The 18,041-nt window shown below is 64.8% G+C and carries 13 protein-coding genes and 1 pseudogene; 9 read left to right on the top strand and 5 right to left on the bottom strand.

Going from position 1 to position 18,041, the window contains the following annotated elements; translation table 11 throughout:
- Positions 1–2 precede the first annotated feature (2 nt).
- Positions 3–185, bottom strand: coding sequence for a hypothetical protein (locus J7360_RS21680; protein ID WP_081027471.1), 183 nt, complete (start codon positions 183–185; stop codon positions 3–5).
- 126 nt (positions 186–311) lie between these two features.
- On the opposite strand from J7360_RS21680, the gene J7360_RS17555 reads away from it, so the two are divergent.
- The 5 genes from J7360_RS17555 (at position 312) to J7360_RS17535 (ending at position 7,430) form a co-directional block, all read left to right on the top strand.
- Positions 312–1,991: an OFA family MFS transporter gene (locus tag J7360_RS17555; protein WP_057659072.1), complete on the top strand. Its 1,680-nt coding sequence runs from the start codon at positions 312–314 to the stop codon at positions 1,989–1,991.
- A gap of 6 nt (positions 1,992–1,997) precedes the next feature.
- Positions 1,998–2,843: a formate dehydrogenase accessory sulfurtransferase FdhD gene (gene fdhD / locus J7360_RS17550; protein WP_057659069.1), complete on the top strand. Its 846-nt coding sequence runs from the start codon at positions 1,998–2,000 to the stop codon at positions 2,841–2,843.
- A complete protein-coding gene (locus J7360_RS17545) occupies positions 2,840–5,188 on the top strand; it encodes an FdhF/YdeP family oxidoreductase (RefSeq protein WP_007972339.1) in 2,349 nt (782 codons plus the stop codon). The genes fdhD and J7360_RS17545 overlap by 4 nt, the downstream gene beginning before the upstream one ends.
- The gene (locus tag J7360_RS17540) at positions 5,178–5,456 is read left to right on the top strand and encodes a hypothetical protein (RefSeq protein ID WP_022559366.1); all 279 of its coding nucleotides are present in this window, start codon (positions 5,178–5,180) and stop codon (positions 5,454–5,456) included. Before J7360_RS17545 ends, J7360_RS17540 begins: the two co-directional genes overlap by 11 nt.
- A 693-nt stretch (positions 5,457–6,149) precedes the next feature.
- Positions 6,150–7,430, top strand: coding sequence for an MFS transporter (locus J7360_RS17535; RefSeq protein ID WP_007972338.1), 1,281 nt, complete (start codon positions 6,150–6,152; stop codon positions 7,428–7,430).
- Positions 7,431–7,549: 119 nt separating this feature from the next.
- Here J7360_RS17535 and J7360_RS17530 read toward each other — a convergent pair whose 3' ends face one another.
- From J7360_RS17530 to J7360_RS17515, 4 genes are all read right to left on the bottom strand, one after another.
- Positions 7,550–8,011: a bacteriohemerythrin gene (locus J7360_RS17530; RefSeq protein WP_209034333.1), complete on the bottom strand. Its 462-nt coding sequence runs from the start codon at positions 8,009–8,011 to the stop codon at positions 7,550–7,552.
- A gap of 129 nt (positions 8,012–8,140) precedes the next feature.
- Positions 8,141–9,439 (bottom strand): diguanylate cyclase, encoded by a 1,299-nt coding sequence (locus tag J7360_RS17525; protein ID WP_005915311.1) that lies wholly within the window; start codon positions 9,437–9,439, stop codon positions 8,141–8,143.
- An 84-nt stretch (positions 9,440–9,523) separates the two neighbouring features.
- A complete protein-coding gene (locus tag J7360_RS17520; protein ID WP_174232335.1) occupies positions 9,524–10,843 on the bottom strand; it encodes an FAD-binding oxidoreductase in 1,320 nt (439 codons plus the stop codon).
- A complete protein-coding gene (locus tag J7360_RS17515; RefSeq protein ID WP_057659062.1) occupies positions 10,840–12,219 on the bottom strand; it encodes a glutamine synthetase family protein in 1,380 nt (459 codons plus the stop codon). The genes J7360_RS17520 and J7360_RS17515 overlap by 4 nt, the downstream gene beginning before the upstream one ends.
- Positions 12,220–12,362: 143 nt before the next feature.
- Between J7360_RS17515 and J7360_RS17510 the strand changes: the two genes are divergently transcribed.
- The 4 genes and pseudogenes from J7360_RS17510 (at position 12,363) to J7360_RS17495 (ending at position 17,813) form a co-directional block, all read left to right on the top strand.
- On the top strand, positions 12,363–13,118 hold the full coding sequence (locus tag J7360_RS17510; RefSeq protein ID WP_057659060.1) for a gamma-glutamyl-gamma-aminobutyrate hydrolase family protein: 756 nt from the start codon (positions 12,363–12,365) through the stop codon (positions 13,116–13,118).
- A 6-nt stretch (positions 13,119–13,124) separates the two neighbouring features.
- A complete protein-coding gene (locus J7360_RS17505) occupies positions 13,125–14,510 on the top strand; it encodes a glutamine synthetase family protein (protein ID WP_007963778.1) in 1,386 nt (461 codons plus the stop codon).
- A gap of 601 nt (positions 14,511–15,111) precedes the next feature.
- Positions 15,112–16,480 (top strand): annotated as a pseudogene (locus J7360_RS17500) (aspartate aminotransferase family protein).
- A 217-nt stretch (positions 16,481–16,697) separates the two neighbouring features.
- Positions 16,698–17,813, top strand: a complete 1,116-nt coding sequence (locus J7360_RS17495) for a polyamine ABC transporter substrate-binding protein (RefSeq protein ID WP_007963776.1) — start codon at positions 16,698–16,700, stop codon at positions 17,811–17,813.
- The last annotated feature ends 228 nt before the right edge of the window (positions 17,814–18,041 follow it).

Here is an 18,041-nt window from a genome sequence, read left to right as displayed (position 1 = left end):
AGTCAATTAGTCGCAGCTGCGGCCGCTAGCACCAAGGCACGCTTACGCGGCATGGGTGGTAGCGGCGCTTTGCAACACAGCAGGGCGCTGGCGAGCATTGCAAACAGGCACGGATCGCCGATGATGCGCCAGACGACCGCGAGTTGGGCCTGGTCGGTGTCGCTGCCCGTATCGCAACGCGTTATTTGATTGCAGCTATCAATCGTATTCGGAACGGCCGACAGGACGTCGCCATCGCCCGCGAGGCGTTGGTGGTAGTCCTGTCAGCTGTGCTTTCGCAGTTCATCGTTGGTTTTTTGGGGGAAATGAGAATGACGCAAGGGTCCACCGTGGCGACAGCCAGCGGCGCAGACGCCGGTTTACTGTCCAAGGAGCGCATCATTGCGCGGCCGGGGTTCAATCGTTGGTTGGTACCGCCGGCAGCATTGGCGATCCACCTGTGCATCGGCATGGCCTACGGCTTCAGCGTGTTCTGGCTGCCGTTGTCCAAGGCGCTGGGCATCACCGAGTCGATCGCGTGCCCGGCCGAGATGGGCCTGTTCGCGCGCATGGTGGCCACCACCTGCGACTGGAAGATCAGCGAATTGCAGTGGATGTACACGCTGTTCTTCGTGTTGCTGGGCGGCTCGGCAGCGATCTGGGGCGGCTGGCTGGAACGGGCCGGCCCGCGCAAGGCCGGCGTGGTCTCGGCGCTGTGCTGGTGCGGCGGCCTGGTGATCTCGGCAGCCGGCATCCACTTCCATCAGATCTGGATGCTGTGGCTGGGTTCGGGCGTGATCGGCGGTATCGGTCTGGGCCTGGGCTACATCTCGCCGGTGTCGACCTTGATCAAGTGGTTCCCGGACCGTCGCGGCATGGCGACGGGCATGGCGATCATGGGCTTTGGCGGCGGCGCGATGATCGGCAGCCCGTTGGCCGATGCGCTGATGCGCCATTTCGCGACCCCCACCTCGGTGGGCGTGATGGAAACCTTCCTGGTAATGGCGGCGCTGTACTTCGTCTTCATGATGGCGGGCGCGTTCGGTTATCGCGTGCCGCCGAGCGGCTGGACCCCGGCCGGCTGGACCGCACCGGTGACCAGCAGCAATGCCATGATCACCGCCAACCACGTGCACGTGAAAAAGGTCTGGGGCATCCCCCAGTTCTGGTTGCTGTGGGGCGTGTTGTGCCTGAACGTCTCGGCCGGTATTGGTGTGATCGGCATGTCCTCGCCGATGTTGCAGGAAGTGTTCGGTGGCCGTCTGATCGGCGTGGATGTGGGTTTCGCCAGCCTGGATCCGACCCAACTGGCCAGCATCGCGGCCATCGCGGCCGGCTTCACCGGGTTGCTCAGCCTGTTCAACATCGGCGGCCGGTTCTTCTGGGCCAGCATGTCCGACAAGCTCGGCCGCAAGAACACCTACACGTTGTTCTTCGTGCTGGGCATCTGCCTGTATGCAGCGGCTCCGTCGGCTGGCGGCATCGGCGGCATCGCGCTGTTCGCGGGCATCTTCTGCATCATCCTGTCGATGTACGGCGGCGGCTTCGCCACCATCCCGGCGTATCTGGCCGACCTGTTCGGTACCCAGATGGTCGGTGCGATCCACGGCCGGCTGCTGACCGCCTGGGCGACCGCCGGCATCCTGGGCCCGGTGGTGGTGGGTTACATGCGCGAGTACCAGCTGGCCCACGGCAGCCCGCCGTCACAGGTCTACAACACCACCATGTACATCCTTGCCGGCATGCTCGTGCTCGGCCTGATCTGCAATCTGTTGGTGCGCCCGGTGGCCGCGCGTCACTTCATGACGCCCGACGAACTGGCACGCGAAAAGCAGCTGGCCCACGAAAAGGTCGACCGCACCGGACACGGCGTGATTCCACCGGAACAAATGGCACGCATCGGTCATGGTGGCAACCCCGTACTGGTCGCGTTTGCCTGGCTGGCGGTGGGTATCCCGATGCTGTTCGGTATCTGGGTCACGCTGCAAAAAGCCTTCGTGCTGTTCCATTGAGATGAGATGACCAGTCCGTCTTCCCACTCCGTGCGTCCCGGCACTGTGGTGCGCACGGTCCGTCGCCATCGCGGCGGCCGCAGCGCCACGGTGCAGGATAGGGTGGCGGCCGAGATGCCAGTCGCCTTCATCTACAACGGCGTGCCGTTCGCGGTGATGATGGCCACGCCGGAGGACCTGGAGGATTTCGCACTCGGGTTCTCGTTGAGCGAAGGCATCGTCGATCACGCGCAGGACTTGCGCGTGATCGCGGTGGAGACGTTTCTGGAAGGCGCTTCGCTGCAGATCGAAATTCCGCCCGAGCGGGCAGCCGCGCTGGACCAGCGGCGGCGCAATCTGGACGGGCGCAGCGGTTGCGGGGTGTGCGGCAACGAATCCATCGAAGCGGTGCTGCGTGTGCCACCGGTGCTGCACTCGTCCCTGCAGATCGACGTGGATGCCTTGGCAAATGCATTGGATGCGTTGCACGCACGGCAGCCCATCGCCGCGCAGACCGGCGCCGTGCATGCGGCCGGTTGGGCCGATGCGCAAGGCAATGTGCAGCTGGTCCGCGAAGACGTGGGCCGGCATAACGCGCTGGATAAATTGATCGGTGCATTGGCGCGCGCGCGCATCGATGCATCGCACGGGTTCGCGGTGGTCACCAGCCGCGCCAGTTACGAAATGGCCATGAAAGCCGCGCAGGCCCGGATTCCGCTGCTCGCAGCGATTTCGGCGCCTACTGCGCTGGCGATCAGCCTGGCCGAAAGTGCGGGACTGACCCTGATCGGGTTTGCCCGCGATCACGATTGTGTCGTTTACAGCCATCCGCAGCGCCTGGATCTTGGCGTTGCGGTGGGAGAGCCCGCATGAGCAAGAAAACCATCAAGCAGTACGACAATCCCGCGGGCGGCTGGGGCGCATTGCGCTCGGTGGCCAAGCACCTGATGGAACAGGACATCGCCGTGCAGGGCGCCAAGACGCTGCTGCACGCAAACCAGCCGGACGGCTTCGACTGCCCCGGTTGCGCCTGGCCGGATCGCGACCACACGTCCACCTTCGAATTCTGCGAAAACGGCGCCAAGGCCGTGGCGGCCGAGTCCACCGCACGTCGCGCCGGGCCGGAGCTGTTCGCTTCGCACACCGTCAGCCTGCTGTCGCAATACAGCGACTACTGGCTGGAAGGGCAGGGCCGCCTGACCCACCCGATGCGCTACGACGCTGCGACCGATCACTACGTGCCGGTGAGCTGGGACGATGCCTTTGCGCAGATCGCGCGGCATCTCAATGGCCTGGCAACGCCGGATGAGGCGATCTTCTACACCTCCGGGCGCACCAGCAACGAGGCAGCGTTCTTGTATCAGTTGTTCGTGCGCGAGTTCGGCACCAACAACTTCCCCGATTGCTCCAACATGTGCCACGAGCCCTCCGGCACGGCGCTGCGTTCGCAGATCGGCGTGGGCAAGGGCACGGTGTCGCTGCACGATTTCGAGCTGGCCGACGCCATCTTCATCTTCGGGCAGAATCCGGGCACCAATCACCCGCGCATGCTGGGCGAGTTGCGTCAGGCGTCCAAGCGCGGTGCGGCGATTGCAGCGTTCAACCCGCTGCGCGAGCGCGGGCTGGAAAAGTTCGCCGACCCGCAGGACAAGCTGGAGATGTTGCACAACGGTTCCACGCGCATCGCCTCGGATTATTTCCAGCTCAAGATCGGCGGCGACCTGGCTGCGGTGAAGGGCATCATAAAGCATGTGCTGGAGCGCGATGCGCAGGCGCAGCGCGATGGTACGCCGCGCTTGCTGGACTTGGAGTTCATCCAGGCGCACACCGCCAATTTCGAGGCCTTCGCTGCCGACGTGCATGCGGAAAGCTGGGACACCATCGTCGAAGAATCCGGACTGGACGAAACTGCGCTGCGCAAGGCCGGCGAGATCTACCTCAATGCCGAGCGCGTCATTGCGTGCTGGGGCATGGGGATCACCCAGCACAAGCATTCGGTGGCGACCATCCACATGATCACCAACCTGCTGCTGCTGCGCGGCAACCTGGGCCGGCCCGGCGCGGGCGTCTGCCCGGTGCGCGGGCACAGCAACGTGCAGGGCGACCGCACGATGATGATCTATGAAAAACCGCCGGCCGCGTTCCTGGACAAGCTGCAATCGGTGTTCGGTTTCGCGCCGCCACGCGCAGACGGCTTCGATACCGTGGGTGCGATCGAGGCGATGCTGGATGGGCGCGGCAAGGTGTTCTTCGCGATGGGCGGCAATTTTGCTGCCGCCACGCCGGATACCGATGCCACGCACCGCGCGTTGCGCAACTGCGAATTGACCGTGCATGTCACCACCAAGCTCAATCGCAGCCACCTGGTGCATGGGCGCGATGCGTTGATCCTGCCGTGTCTGGGGCGCACCGAGATCGACATCCAGGATGCCGGCTCGCAAGGCGTGACGGTGGAAGATTCGATGAGCATGGTGCACCTGTCGGCCGGCATCAATCCGCCGGCCTCGCCGGACCTGCTGTCGGAACCGGCGATCGTGGCGCGCATGGCCGAAGCCACGCTGGGCGCACGCAGCGCGATCCGCTGGCGTTGGCTGGTAGGCGACTACGACCGCGTGCGCGATCTCATCGCGCAGGTGTTCCCGGACTTTGCCGGGTTCAACGAGCGCGTGCGTACGCCGGGTGGATTCCGTTTGTCCAACACCGCCCGCGATCGGCAGTGGGTGACGCCGGAACAACGCGCGGTGTTCAAGCCGCATGCGGTGCCCACCGACAACCCCATCCATCGCGCGCGTCGTAGCCACGCCGAGCAGATGGTGTTTACGCTGGCCACCACGCGTTCGCACGATCAATACAACACCACCATCTATGGGTTGGACGACCGCTATCGCGGCGTGTTCGGCGAGCGCCGTGTGCTGTTCATCAATGGGGCGGACATCGCGGCATTGAACATGAAGGCGGGCGATTGGGTGGACCTGGAAAGCCTGTGCGAGGACGGCGTGCGCCGCGAGGCGCGGCGTTTCCTGTTGGTGGACTACAACATCCCGCGCGGCTGCCTGGCCGCGTATTACCCAGAAACCAATGCACTGGTGCCGTTGTCCAGTTTCGCCGACGAGGCACGTACGCCGACCTCCAAGTCGATTCCGGTGATCGTGCTGCCGCACCGCGCCGAAACCGCCGACGCGGCACCGCGCGATATCGGAGCGGTGCTTGTCCGCTGACCCACAGCTCACCGTGCAGCTGCTGCAGGTACTTGCCGACGCGCCCGATGGCGTGTCGCTTGCCAGGTTATGCAAGCACCTGGGGGTGCGCATGAGCGTGCTGCTGCGCACGCTCGCCTGGTTGGGGACGGCGAACCTGGACGGTCAGCCAGGCCCGGGTTGGGTCCGCGTGGAAGATCGCGGCGAGCGGCAATTTGCGGTTCTCACGTCTGTTGGTTTGATGGAGCAGGTGCAGCGTGCAACGGTGCAAGAGTCGCAGGACGACTGAGCGATTCGTTGGTTACTTTTTTCGCTGCTTACAAGAACGTGCTTGCAGAGTGTCCTGCGATGGTGAGCGGGCAAGGACGCTGGCAGCAAACTTGAAAACGTCGAGTGCGCGGCGCGCTCACTGCTTGCGGGACACGCCGTAAACCCATCCATGGGGGCTCGATGGCGGCATCCATGCCGCCAACGGTTCCGCAACCGGCGAGGACACCGCACCAGACAGTTGGTCGGCGGTTTTATAAAAGCGGCTTGTGGTGCGAAGACGGCGCAGCTTCGCGCTTGAGTGCCGCAACCTAACCGCGCCCAGGCATAGCGAAAGCGGACGTCGCCTGTCGCTTGCACTGACACCCCCGACTATCTCAACTGGTCCTTGCCCGCCCACCGTCGCGGGACACGCTGCAAGTACGTCCCTGTAAGCTCCGTGGCGGCATTCATGCCGCCAAGGGTCCCGCGACGGTGGGCGGGCAAGGGCCCGCAGCAAACGCGAAGACCTCACACCTTGCTGGCTAAGTAGCTAATGATTGCGGGCTACGTTTTGTCGGGCACTTCTGCGAGTGCGTCTGTTTCAAGACGAGCAACGCGCAATCCACAACACCGTCGGTCACGTCTGTAACTTTTTACCGACCGGCTAGCCTGCGCAAAGCGCTGCCGGGATCTGCCAGAATCGGCCGTCTTGCTTCCTGGATGCCGATCAACGATGACTGCCGCCGTGCCGCTCGCCACACCCACCAATTCACCCGCGCGCGTGCTGTTCGCCAGCCTGATCGGCACCACCATCGAGTTTTTCGATTTCTATATCTACGCCACCGCCGCAGTGCTGGTGTTCCCCACGCTGTTCTTTCCCGCCGGCGATGGCAGTGCGGCGATGCTGCAGTCGTTGGCGACCTTTGCGGTGGCGTTTGTCGCGCGGCCGGTGGGATCGGCGGTGTTCGGTCACTTCGGCGACCGGGTAGGGCGCAAGGCCACGCTGGTGGCGGCGCTGCTGACGATGGGCCTGTCGACGGTGGCGATCGGCCTGCTGCCCAGTTACGCGCAGATCGGAGTATTTGCTCCTGCATTGCTGGCGCTGTGCCGCTTCGGCCAGGGGTTGGGTCTGGGCGGCGAATGGGGCGGGGCCGTGCTGCTCGCCACCGAGAACGCGCCGCCGGGCAAGCGCGTGTGGTACGGCATGTTTCCGCAACTGGGCGCGCCGCTGGGGTTTTTGTTGTCCACCGGCACCTTTCTGGGCATGGGCGCAGCGCTGGACGATGCGCAGTTCATGCAGTGGGGCTGGCGCGTGCCGTTTTTGGCCAGTGCCTTGCTCGTACTGACGGGGCTGTGGGTACGCCTGAGCATCACCGAGACGCCGGATTTCCAGAAGACGCTGGACCGCAAGACGCGTGTCAGGCTGCCGCTGGGCACCGTGGTCTCGCAGCATTGGCCGGCACTGATCGTCGGCACGTTGGGCGCGTTCGCCACCTTCGTGCTGTTTTATCTGATGACGGTCTTTGCACTGGGCTATGGCACCAAGACACTGGGCTATGACAAGGAACAATTCCTGTTGTTGCAGATGGCCGGCATCGTGTTTTTTGCGCTGGGCATTCCGTTGTCGGCCAAGTTTGGCGACCGGCACGGCGCGCCGCTGGCGATGATGCTGGCCAGCATCGCCATCGTGGCATTCGGCCTGGCGTTTGCGCCGCTGTTTCAGGCCAGCCACCCGTTGCAGGTGCTGGGGTTCCTGTCTTTGGGGTTTTTCTTCATGGGCCTGACCTATGGTCCCTGCGGCACGCTGCTGGCCGAGCTGTATCCCACCGAGGTGCGCTACACCGGCGCGTCGCTGTCGTTCAATCTTGCCAGCATCCTGGGTGCGGCGCCGGCGCCCTACGTGGCCACGCAACTGGCGGCCAGTTACGGCGTGCAATCGGTGGGGTATTACCTGGGCGGGGCGGCGGTGCTGAGCCTGGTTGCGCTGGTAGTGGCGCGACGGTGGCGTCGCTGACCGGAGATCGCGACGGTTGATGGAGTGTCCGGATCGTGCAGCAGCACGGCGGCGCACGATGACGCGATACCGTGAACGCCTCAGTGCGCTGCCGTAGAGCCGTGCTGTTGGTCTGGCTTCTAGCTGAAGATCCGCTTGAGCGTGCGGCCCAGCCAGCCACCGTGCTGATGGGTGCGCGAAAACCGGTCCAGGTGTGCGATCACCTGCGGTGCGTAGGCCTGATCGTCGCCGCGAATATGGTTGAACAGCCAGCGCGAGAGCATGTTGCGCAGCTCGTCGCTGACGTCTTCGCCGGCCTGGAAGCGCAGGCGGTATTCGCCGACCCGTTTGCCGAATACCGCATGCACGCGCTGGTGCGCCTGGCTGAAGGGATAGCCGGCTTCCTGCATCAATTCTTCTTCGAAGGCGAAGTGCGAGAGCGTGTAATCGATCAGTTCGTCGATCACCTCCGCCACTGCCAGTTGCTGCAGACTGGTCTGCGCAACATGCAGCTGATTGATCATGTCCACAATGCGCCGGTGTTGATGATCGATCACCTCGATCCCGGTGTTGAGGTCGTCCTGCCAGACCAGCAGTGCCATCGAAGTCCCTTGCCCAGTGCGATGGGCATACGGTAAGCCGCGCACGCCGGCCGGGCGTTGATCTGGATCAAGGCATGTCGGCAGGCGCGTCATCCGCACGCGCCGCTTGGGCCTGCCGACGATGCAGCATCAGCTTGCCAGACGCACCTGGTTACGGCCGCCGGCCTTGGCCAGATACAGGTGCTTGTCCGCTTCGTTCAGCAGGTAATGCAGCGACTGGTCGCTTTCGCTGGCGATGCATACGCCGATGCTCACCGTCATGCTCAACGTCTCGTCTCCCACGCGCACGCGCAGGGCGCTGATGCGCTCGCGCAGGGTTTCGAAATAGCTGGTGGCGTTGGCGGCATCCAGCCCGGGCACCAACAGGCAGAATTCCTCGCCACCGAAGCGTGCGACCAGATCTTGCGGCCGCGCATGCCCGGACACCGACGCGGCCACCGCACGCAACGCTTGGTCGCCGGCCTCGTGGCCCCAGGTGTCGTTGATGTGCTTGAAATGGTCGATATCCACCATCGCGGCGGTCACCGTCTGGTCCTCCAACAACAGCTTGGGAATGACCCGTTGGCTCTGTTCCAGAAAATAGCGCCGGTTGGGCAGGCCGGTGAGGAAGTCGCGGGTGGCAAGATCCTGCAGCGTGCCGATCAGTTCCAACTGGTCCACGTTTTGCGACACGCGGCAGAAGAATTCTTCGCGCGAAAAGGGTTTGCGCAGGAAGTCGTTGGCGCCGTTCTTCAGGAAACGCGGAATCAGCGACGAATCGCTGTTGCCGGATATGCCGATCACCGCCACCTTGTCGCGCGAGCGGATCGCGCGCAGCCGGCGGGTGAATTCCACGCCATCCATTCCAGGCATTTCCTGGTCGACGATGGTCAGGCGAATGTCGGGGTCGCGTTCGATCGCATCCAGCCCGGCAGCGCCGTCGGCCGCCAGCACCACGCGGTAGCCGTACATCGACAGCAGGGCGCCGGCATAGGTGCGTGCCGACAGCGAGTCGTCCACCACCAGGGCGGCGATCCGGCGATTGCGCTCCAGGCGCTGCACCAGCCATGCCAGGTACTCGATGCTGCCCGGCGCATTCTTCAGCACGTAATCGATGATCTGCTGCTGCAGCACGCGCTGGCGCAGGTCTTCGTCGTACACGCCGCTGACCACCACGGTGGGCAGTTTGCGCGAGAGAAAGAATTCCACGACCTTGTCGCGGTCGCCGTCGACCAGCACCAGGCCGGTGAGGACCAGAAACCAGCCGTCCTCTTCGTCCAATACACGCGCCGCTTCGGCCAGGGTCGAGACGACCGTGACCGGGAGTTCCACGCGTTGCTCGATGGCTTCGCGCAGCATGCTGGTGAACGTGCGCGAGTTCTCCACCAACAGCACGCGCTGCGGCAGGACTGCACTTTCACTATTGCGATGTAGGGTACCTGGGGACATCGGCTGGCCGTCTGGATCGAACCGTCAGGTCAGCTAACGGCCCTGCTCGCCAAAACTTGAGCACCGCGTTCCAAAGCGTGGCGGTCACCACAGCGCATCGCGCAGCCGATACCAGCTCATCGCCGCCACCAGCAGCGGGGTCCGCAGCCGCTGCCCGCCAGGGAACGGGCGGTGGCCGATGCGTTCGAACACGTCCAGGCGCCGGCTCTGGCCGGCGATGGCCTCGGCAATGACCTGGCCGGCCAGGCCGGTGGCCGCCACGCCATGTCCGGAAAAGCCCTGTGCGAAGTACAGGTTGGGCGCCAGCCGGCCCCAGTGCGGCGCACGGTTGCGCGAGATGTCCACGTAGCCGCCCCACAGCGTTTCCAGCGGCACATCGTGCAGTTGCGGAAATACCGTATGCATGCGCTGGGTCATCAGGCGCTGCAAGCCCGCAGGCGGACGCGAGGAGTAACTGGCACGCCCGCCGAACAGCAGGCGGTGATCGGCACTGAGCCGATAGTAATCCAATGCCCAGTTGGTATCGGCGACCGCCATGTCGTTGGCGATCAGCGCGCGTGCACGCGCCTGTCCCAATGGCGGCGTGGCGCCGACATAGGTGCCGACCGGCATGATGCGCCGCTCCAGCGGCGGGGCGATGCCGTGCAGCAGGGCATTGCCGGCGATCACGCCGAACGCGGCGGTCACGTTGCCGTGGGCGGTATGCATCACCACGCGCGCCCCGGGTTGCTGCCTGGTCACGGCCGAATCTTCGTAGATGCGCACGCCGGCGGCCAGCGCGGCCCGTGCCAGGCCCAATGCATAGGCCAGCGGATGCAGATGGCCGCTGGCGGGGTCGAACATGGCGCCCAGGTACAGCGGGCTGTCCAGCATCTGGCGGGTGCGTGTGCGGTCCCACCACTGCAGCGGGTAGTCGTAGCGTTCGGCCATGCGCACGATGCCGTGCTGCAGCGCCTGCACCTGACGCGGCTTCAGCGGCACATGCGCGTGGCCGTCGCGCCAGTCGCAGGCGATGGCATGGCCGGCGATGCGTGCGCGCAGCAGGCGCATGCCGTCGCGCGAGAAATCGAACAACAGGCGAGCATCGTCGTTGCCGACCAGCGCTTCCAGCGTTTCCTGCTCGCACCCGTAGCCAACGATGGCCTGGCCGCCATTGCGCCCTGACGCGCCCCAGCCCACACGTCGGGCTTCCAGCACGGTGACGGCGTAACCGGCCTCGGCCAGCGCCAGCGCAGCGGTAAGGCCGGTATAGCCACCGCCGAGAATGCAGACGTCGGCGTGCTCGGCGCCTTGCAGGCGCGGTTGTTGGGGTAGGGCTGGCGTGCTGCGTGCGTACCAGCTGTCCGGATACCCGTTGCCCGGCGAGTTGCCGTGCGGCAGTGGCGCGAGCGGGCGAGCCATCACACGGTGCGCAGGTACCGCGCGTAATCCAGGTCCGGTACCTGCGCCTGGTAGTCGAGCAGCTCGCGTTGTTTCTGCTGGCCGAATACGTGCTGGAACTGCGTGCCGAACTGCTCGCCGATGAAGTCGCTGCCGAGGAACGCATCCACCGCGCCTTGCCAGCTGCGTGGGGCGAACACCGACTGTGCGTACGCATTGCCGGTGATGGGCGCGGCGGGTTCGGTCGGCTGCCGCAGGCCGTCCAGTATCGCGGCCAGCACGGCTGCAGCGACCAGATATGGGTTGGCATCGGCGCCGGCAATGCGGTGTTCGATGCGGGTGTTGTGCGCATCGCTGTGCGGGATGCGCAGTGCCACGGTACGGTTGTTGAAGCCCCAGCTCGCATCCAGCGGCACGAACGCATTGCTGACGAAGCGGCGATAGCTGTTGGCATGCGGGGCGAACATCAAGAGCGAGGCATCTGCATGCCGCTGTAGCCCGGCGATGGCGTGGCGTAGCGGCTGCGCAGGCGCGTCGGGGGCGCTGGCCAGCACGTTGTGCCCGGCGGCATCGAGCAAGCTCACATGCAGATGCAAACCGCTGCCGGCCTGGCCGGGGAAAGGCTTGGCCATGAAACTGGCCAGCTTGCCCTGCTGCTGCGCAATGGCTTTGATGGTGCGCTTGAGCAGAACCGCCTCGTCGCAGGCCGCCACCGCATCGGCACGGTGTTGCAGATTGATTTCGAACTGGCCGGGTGCGTACTCGGCCACGGCGGTGTCGGCCGGAATGCCTTGCTGTCTGCAAGCGACGGTGACCGCATCGGTGAAGCCACGCTGGTCGTCCAGATCCTGCAGCGAATAGACCTGCGTGCTGTCGCTGCGTTCGCCGGTGATCGGGTCGCGCGGGGTTTGCGGGCGCCCCTGTGCATCGGCCACCGCATCGAACAGATAGAACTCCAGCTCTACTGCGATGACCGGGGTCAGGCCAAGTGCGCCAAACCCCTGCAGCACGCGCTGCAACACCGCGCGCGGGGCGACCTCGAACAGCCCGCCTTCGGGGGTGTGCATCGCCAGCAACAGCTGCGCCATCGGCCGTGGCGCCCAGGGCACCGGGCGTAGCGAGCCTTCGATCGGCCGGCAGATGCGGTCGGCGTCGCCGATCGCGTAGCCAAGACCGGTTTCTTCCACGGTGTTGCCGGTGATGTCGGTGGCGATCAGCGACATCGGCAGGCACACGCCGTCGCGATACACCTTGCGCAGCGCGTCGGCGGTCACGCGCTTGCCGCGCAGCACGCCATTGGTGTCGGGCAGTAACAGATCGACCGACTCGCACCCGGCGATGCGAGAGAGGGTGTGGGCATCGGCAGCGGGCAGGGACGCGACGGAAGTCTCGGAAGCCATGGGCAACACCTGCGAAGTCGCCGCGCAGCGTAGCAAAGCGTGCGTGAGCAATCGCAAGCGCAGTGGCGCGCCTGGCAATGCCGGCGATGGCGCGGTAACTTCGACCGTATCGACGTTCCACCCAACGCACCGGATTTTCGCGCATGGCTGTCGTTCCGCTGGTCGGCCTGCCGACCGATCGCATCCTGCAAGGGCCTCATCGGTTCCTGGCCGCCGGCGAGAAGTACATCCGCGCGGTGGTCGAGGCAGCCGGTGCGATGCCGGTGCTGTTGCCCAGCCTACAGCCGGCATTGGATGCGGGCGCGTGGCTGGAGCGGCTGGATGGGCTGCTGTTGACCGGAGCGGTCAGCAATGTGGAGCCGCATCACTACAGCGACGAGCCCAGCTGGGAAGGCAACCCGCGCGACCCGGCGCGCGATGCCACCAGCCTCGGGCTGATCCCGCAGGCGCTTGCGCGTGGCCTGCCGGTGCTGGCGATCTGCCGCGGGCTGCAGGAAGTCAACGTGGCCTTGGGCGGGCGCCTGCATCAGCGCGTGCACGACGTGCCCGGCCTGGCCGATCACCGGGAAGACGCCGGCACACCGATAGACACGCAATACGGTCCGGCGCATGTGGTGCACCTGCATCCCGGCGGCTGGCTGGCGGGCATGAGCGACAGCGCCCAGGTGTGGGTCAATTCCCTGCACGGGCAGGGCATTGCCACGCTGGCCGAGGGCTTGCTGATCGAAGCCACCGCGCCGGACGGTCTGATCGAAGCGTTCCACGGCCCCGGCCCGGGCTTTCTGCTGGCGGTGCAATGGCATCCGGAATGGCGTGTCACACAGCATCCGTTCTACCGTGCCATCTTTCAGGCCTTCGGCGAGGCCTGTCGCCAATACGCCGCGCGACGCGGCAAGTGAGGTTGTATGTCCATCCGCACACGTTCGCGCAAAACCACGCCCACGCAGCCGGAGAGCGCGCTGCGCCGCTGGCTCAAGGAGCGCAGCATCACCGAGGTGGAATGCCTGGTGCCGGACATCACCGGCAACGCACGCGGCAAGATCATTCCCGCCGACAAGTTCTCGCACGATTACGGTACGCGCCTGCCGGAAGGCATCTTTGCCACTACCGTGACCGGCGATTTCCCGGACGACTACTACGCGCTGACCTCGCCATCGGATTCGGACATGCATCTGCGCCCGGATGCCAGCACCGTGCGCATGGTGCCGTGGGCGGCCGACCCCACTGCGCAGGTCATCCACGACTGCTATACCAAGGATGGCCAGCCGCACGAACTTGCCCCGCGCAATGTGCTGCGCCGCGTGCTGGATGCCTATGCCCAGGCCGAGCTGCAACCGGTGGTGGCGCCTGAGCTGGAATTCTTCCTGGTGCAGAAAAACACCGACCCCGACTTCCCGCTGTTGCCGCCGGCCGGGCGCTCGGGGCGGCCGGAAACGGCGCGGCAGTCGTACTCGATCGACGCAGTCAACGAGTTCGACCCCATCCTGGACCTGATGTACGACTATTGCGATGCGATGGAACTGGACGTGGACACGCTGATCCACGAGTCCGGCGCCGCGCAGTTGGAAGTCAACTTCACCCATGCCGATCCGATGTCGCGTGCGGACCAGGTGTTCCTGTTCAAGCGCACCATGCGCGAAGCCGCGCTGCGGCACGGTGTGTATGCCACGTTCCTGGCCAAACCAATGGAAACCGAGCCAGGCAGTGCGATGCATATCCACCAGAGCCTGCTGCATGCCGGCACCGGCAAGAACGTGTTCAGCGGCAAGCGCGAGGGCGGCTTCAGCGATACCTTCGCGCATTATCTGGGCGGCCTGCAGAAATACATTCCGATGGCGATGGGCCTGCTGGCGCCCAACGTCAATTCTTACCGGCGATTGATGTTCGGCGAGGTGTCGCCGAGCAATGTGCTGTGGGGCTTCGACAACCGCACCTGCGGGCTGCGCGTGCCCATCGATGTGCCGCAGAACATGCGGGTGGAAAGCCGCTTTGCCGGCTCCGACGCCAACCCGTATCTGGCCATGGCCGCGACGCTGGCATGCGGGTTATTGGGGATTGGCGAAAAGCTCGAGCCGACCGCGCCGATCAGCAGCAATGGCAAGGAGCAAGGCTACGATTTGCCGCGCTCGCTGGGCGAGGCGCTGGATGAGCTGGAAGGCTGCGAGGCGTTGCAGGAGATGTTGGGGCGGCGGTTCGTGCGTGCGTACATCTCGGTGAAGCGGAAGGAGTACGAGACGTTTTTCCGGGTCATCAGTTCGTGGGAACGGGAGTTCTTGTTGTTGAATGTGTGAGCTGCGTGATTGAGACCCGTGCCGAGCGTTTTCCTTCTCCCGCCCGAAGGGCGGATGAGGGTGCGGTGTCGGGTGGTGTTGAAGCGTGGCTTGTGCCTACGCGTTTTTGGTGATTCAAATTTAAAGCAGAGCTTTCACGCCCTTCGGGCGCGAGTCACTTTCTTTTTCTTTGCTTGTGCAGAGAAAGTAATCAAAGAAAGCACACCCCGTCCTCGCGCCCTGCGCGCCTTCGGCGCTACGGGTGCGCAAGTCCGGCAGAAATTTTTGTAAGGGACATCCATGTCTCTACAAAAACCTCGCGCATCCATGCGCGCCGCCCTGCGTAGGCGAGTCAGTGCTGGTAGGAAGCCGAAAGCGTCGTCGAAATGTCCAGGCCGCCTACGTCGCCAAACGTTTCCTTCTGCCATCGGGACATTGTCCTTCTTCATGGGGGAGAAGGTGCCCGAAGGGCGGATGAGCGCGACGTCGGCGGCAGTTGAAGTTCTCGAGGCCGACTTGTTTGCCGGGCGTGCAAGGGATTGGCCGGGCGATCTGCAAAGCCGTCCACGGTCCGGCAACGGGGCCTGGGTATGCTGGTAACTCCTCATGCGCGGAGCAGGTCGTGGATCCTTCGGTGCTCAAGGCGTTGCAGCAGCTCGACGCCGCCCATCATCTGCATCCGTTCAACGACAATGCGGCGTTGGCGCAGAAGGGCACGCGCATCCTGACGCGCGGTGAGGGCGTGTACGTGTGGGATGCCGATGGCAACCAGTTGCTGGATGCGTTCGGCGGATTGTGGTGCGTCAATGTCGGCTATGGGCGCAAGGAACTGGCGCAGGCAGCGGCAAGGCAGATGGAGCAGCTGGCGTACTACAACAGCTTTTTCCAGTGCACCACCGAGCCCACCATCCAGTTGGCGGCCAAGCTGGCGGAGTTGGCGCCGGGCGATCTGAATCATGCGTTCTTCGCCAATTCCGGGTCCGAGGCCAACGACACCATCCTGCGCCTGGTGCGGCATTTCTGGGCCGTGCAGGGGCAGCCGCAAAAACGCATCTTCATCGGCCGCCATGATGGTTATCACGGCACCACCATGGCCGGCGCCAGCCTGGGCGGCATGAAGGGGATGCATCAGCAGGGCGGGTTGCCGATTGCCGATATCCACCACATCGCACCGCCGTATCACTTCGGCGATGGCCGGAAGAGGGATCCGGAGGAATACGGGTTGCTGGCGGCACGTCGTTTTGGAAGACAAGATTCTGGCACTCGGCCCGGAACATGTGGCCGCGTTTATCGGTGAACCGATCATGGGCGCGATCGGCGTCTACATCCCACCGCGCAGTTACTGGCCGGAAATCGAGCGGATCTGCCGGCGCTACGACGTCTTGCTGGTCGCCGATGAAGTGATCTGCGGTTTCGGGCGTACTGGCGAATGGTTCGGTGCGGAGTATTTCGGCTTCCAGCCCGACGTGATGACGCTGGCCAAAGGCATCACCTCCGGCTACATCCCGTTGGCGGCAGCCATGTTCAACGACCGCGTGGCCGGTGTGCTCAAGACCCAAGGCGGCGAGCTGGCGCACGGTGGCACCTATGCCGGGCATCCGGTGTGCGCGGCGGTGGCGCTTGAAAACCTGCGCCTGCTGCAGGACGAAGGCATCGTCGAGAACGCGCGCACGCAGATAGCGCCGTACCTGGCGCAGCGCTGGGCCGCGCTGGGCGAGCACCGGCTGGTCGGCGAGGCACGCATCGCCGGGCTGGTCGGGGCGCTGGAACTGGTGCCGGACAAACAGCGTCGCGGTGCGTATTTCCCAAGGCGCGGGCGGGTAGGGGCGATGTGTCGCGATTTCGCGCTGCGCCGCGGTCTGATCCTGCGCGCGACCTACGATGCCATGCTGCTGTCGCCGCCGTTGATCATCACCCGCGCGCAGGTCGACGAATTGTTCGACAAGGCCTGGGCTGCGCTGGACGATACCGCGCAGGCGCTGGGTCGATAGCTCCCGCAAAACCTCCCTCCGCACAGCATCGGGCAGCGACGAGGTCGCTGAGCACGCATGCGCCGGCACGATGCCATCGCGGCAACTGCCGCGCTCGCCAGCCGGCAAGCCCTATCTGTGCCGGCCTCGCTGCGCTGGGCAAACCGGGGCGCAGTGGTAGGCTGGGAAGAGACCGGATTCGAGACCGGCCGCCCCATCGCGCTGCCTGGAGACCCACATGACGCTGCGACTGCTCGCCCTGACGCTGTCCATCACCCTGCTGTCCGGCTGTGGCGGCGCTGGCGCGCCCGGCAGGACCGACGCGCAGGCCAAGGTGCTCAACGTCTACAACTATTCCGATTACATCGCCGAAGACACCATTCCCGCGTTCGAAAAGAGCACCGGCATCAAGGTGACCTACGACGTGTTCGACAGCGACGAAATGGTGGAAACCAAGTTGCTGGCCGGCGGCAGCGATTACGACGTGGTGGTGCCCACGCTGAACTTCTTCGGCCGGCAAATCCAGGCCGGCGTCTTCCTGCCGCTGGACAAGAGCAAGATCCCCAATCTGGTCAATCTGGATCCGGACGTGATGCGCCGCATCGCCGCGCAGGACCCGAACAACGCCTATGGCGTGCCGTACATGATCGGCACCACCGGCATCGGCTACAACGTCGACAAGCTCAAGGCGATCTTCGGCAACACCGATGTCGCCAACAGCTGGGATCTGGTGTTCAAGCCGGAGAATCTGTCCAAACTCAAGGACTGTGGCGTGACCATCCTGGACACGCCTTCGGACATGATTCCCATCGCGCTCAATTATCTCGGGCTCGATCCGCACAGCACCACGCCGGCCGAGATCGAAAAGGCCGCCGCGCTGATCAAGACCATTCGCCCGTATGTGCAGAACTTCCACTCCAGCCAGTACGTCACCTCGCTGGCCAACGGCAACACCTGCCTGGCGGTGGGCTGGTCCGGCGACATCATCCAGGCGCGCGACCGTGCCGTGGAAGCCGGCAACAACATCAAGGTGGCCTACGCCATTCCGAAGGAGGGCGCGCCGCAATGGTTCGACATGCTGGCCATTCCCAAGGATGCCAAGCATCCTGACAACGCCTACGCCTTCATCAATTATCTGTTGAAGCCGGACGTGGCCGCGGCCAATACCAACTTCATCCATTACGCCAACCCGGTGCGCACCGCCACGCCGTTGGTGGATGCGGCGATCCGCAACGACACCACCATCTACCCGCCTCCGGAGGTGACCGCCAAGATGTTCACCTATGCCATCAATCCGCCTGAAGTGGACCGGCTGTACACGCGGCTGTGGACCGAGATCAAGACCGGGCATTGACCTGCTGCGTTGACGGCGGGTGCTGCGCCCGAGCGCAGTGCTGCCTCGTGCAACGGCCCATGCCGCGGGCCCGGCGCACGGCGTAGGGGTGGCACCGTCGGGACCTGGTAGGCCGATTGCCAGCTGACTGGCTCATCACGCAATCTGTACCGGGCAGTTCAAATAATTGTATGGTTGCGCCGCCATTGCCGACGCCGCCGAGACGGCCGCGGTGTGGCGCGCCTCGCC

The organism is Xanthomonas sp. D-99 (genome assembly GCF_017746145.1).
GTDB lineage: Bacteria > Pseudomonadota > Gammaproteobacteria > Xanthomonadales > Xanthomonadaceae > Xanthomonas > Xanthomonas cissicola.
Note: the sequence above shows the minus strand (reverse complement) of the source record. Positions and strands in the feature narration are given on the sequence as shown.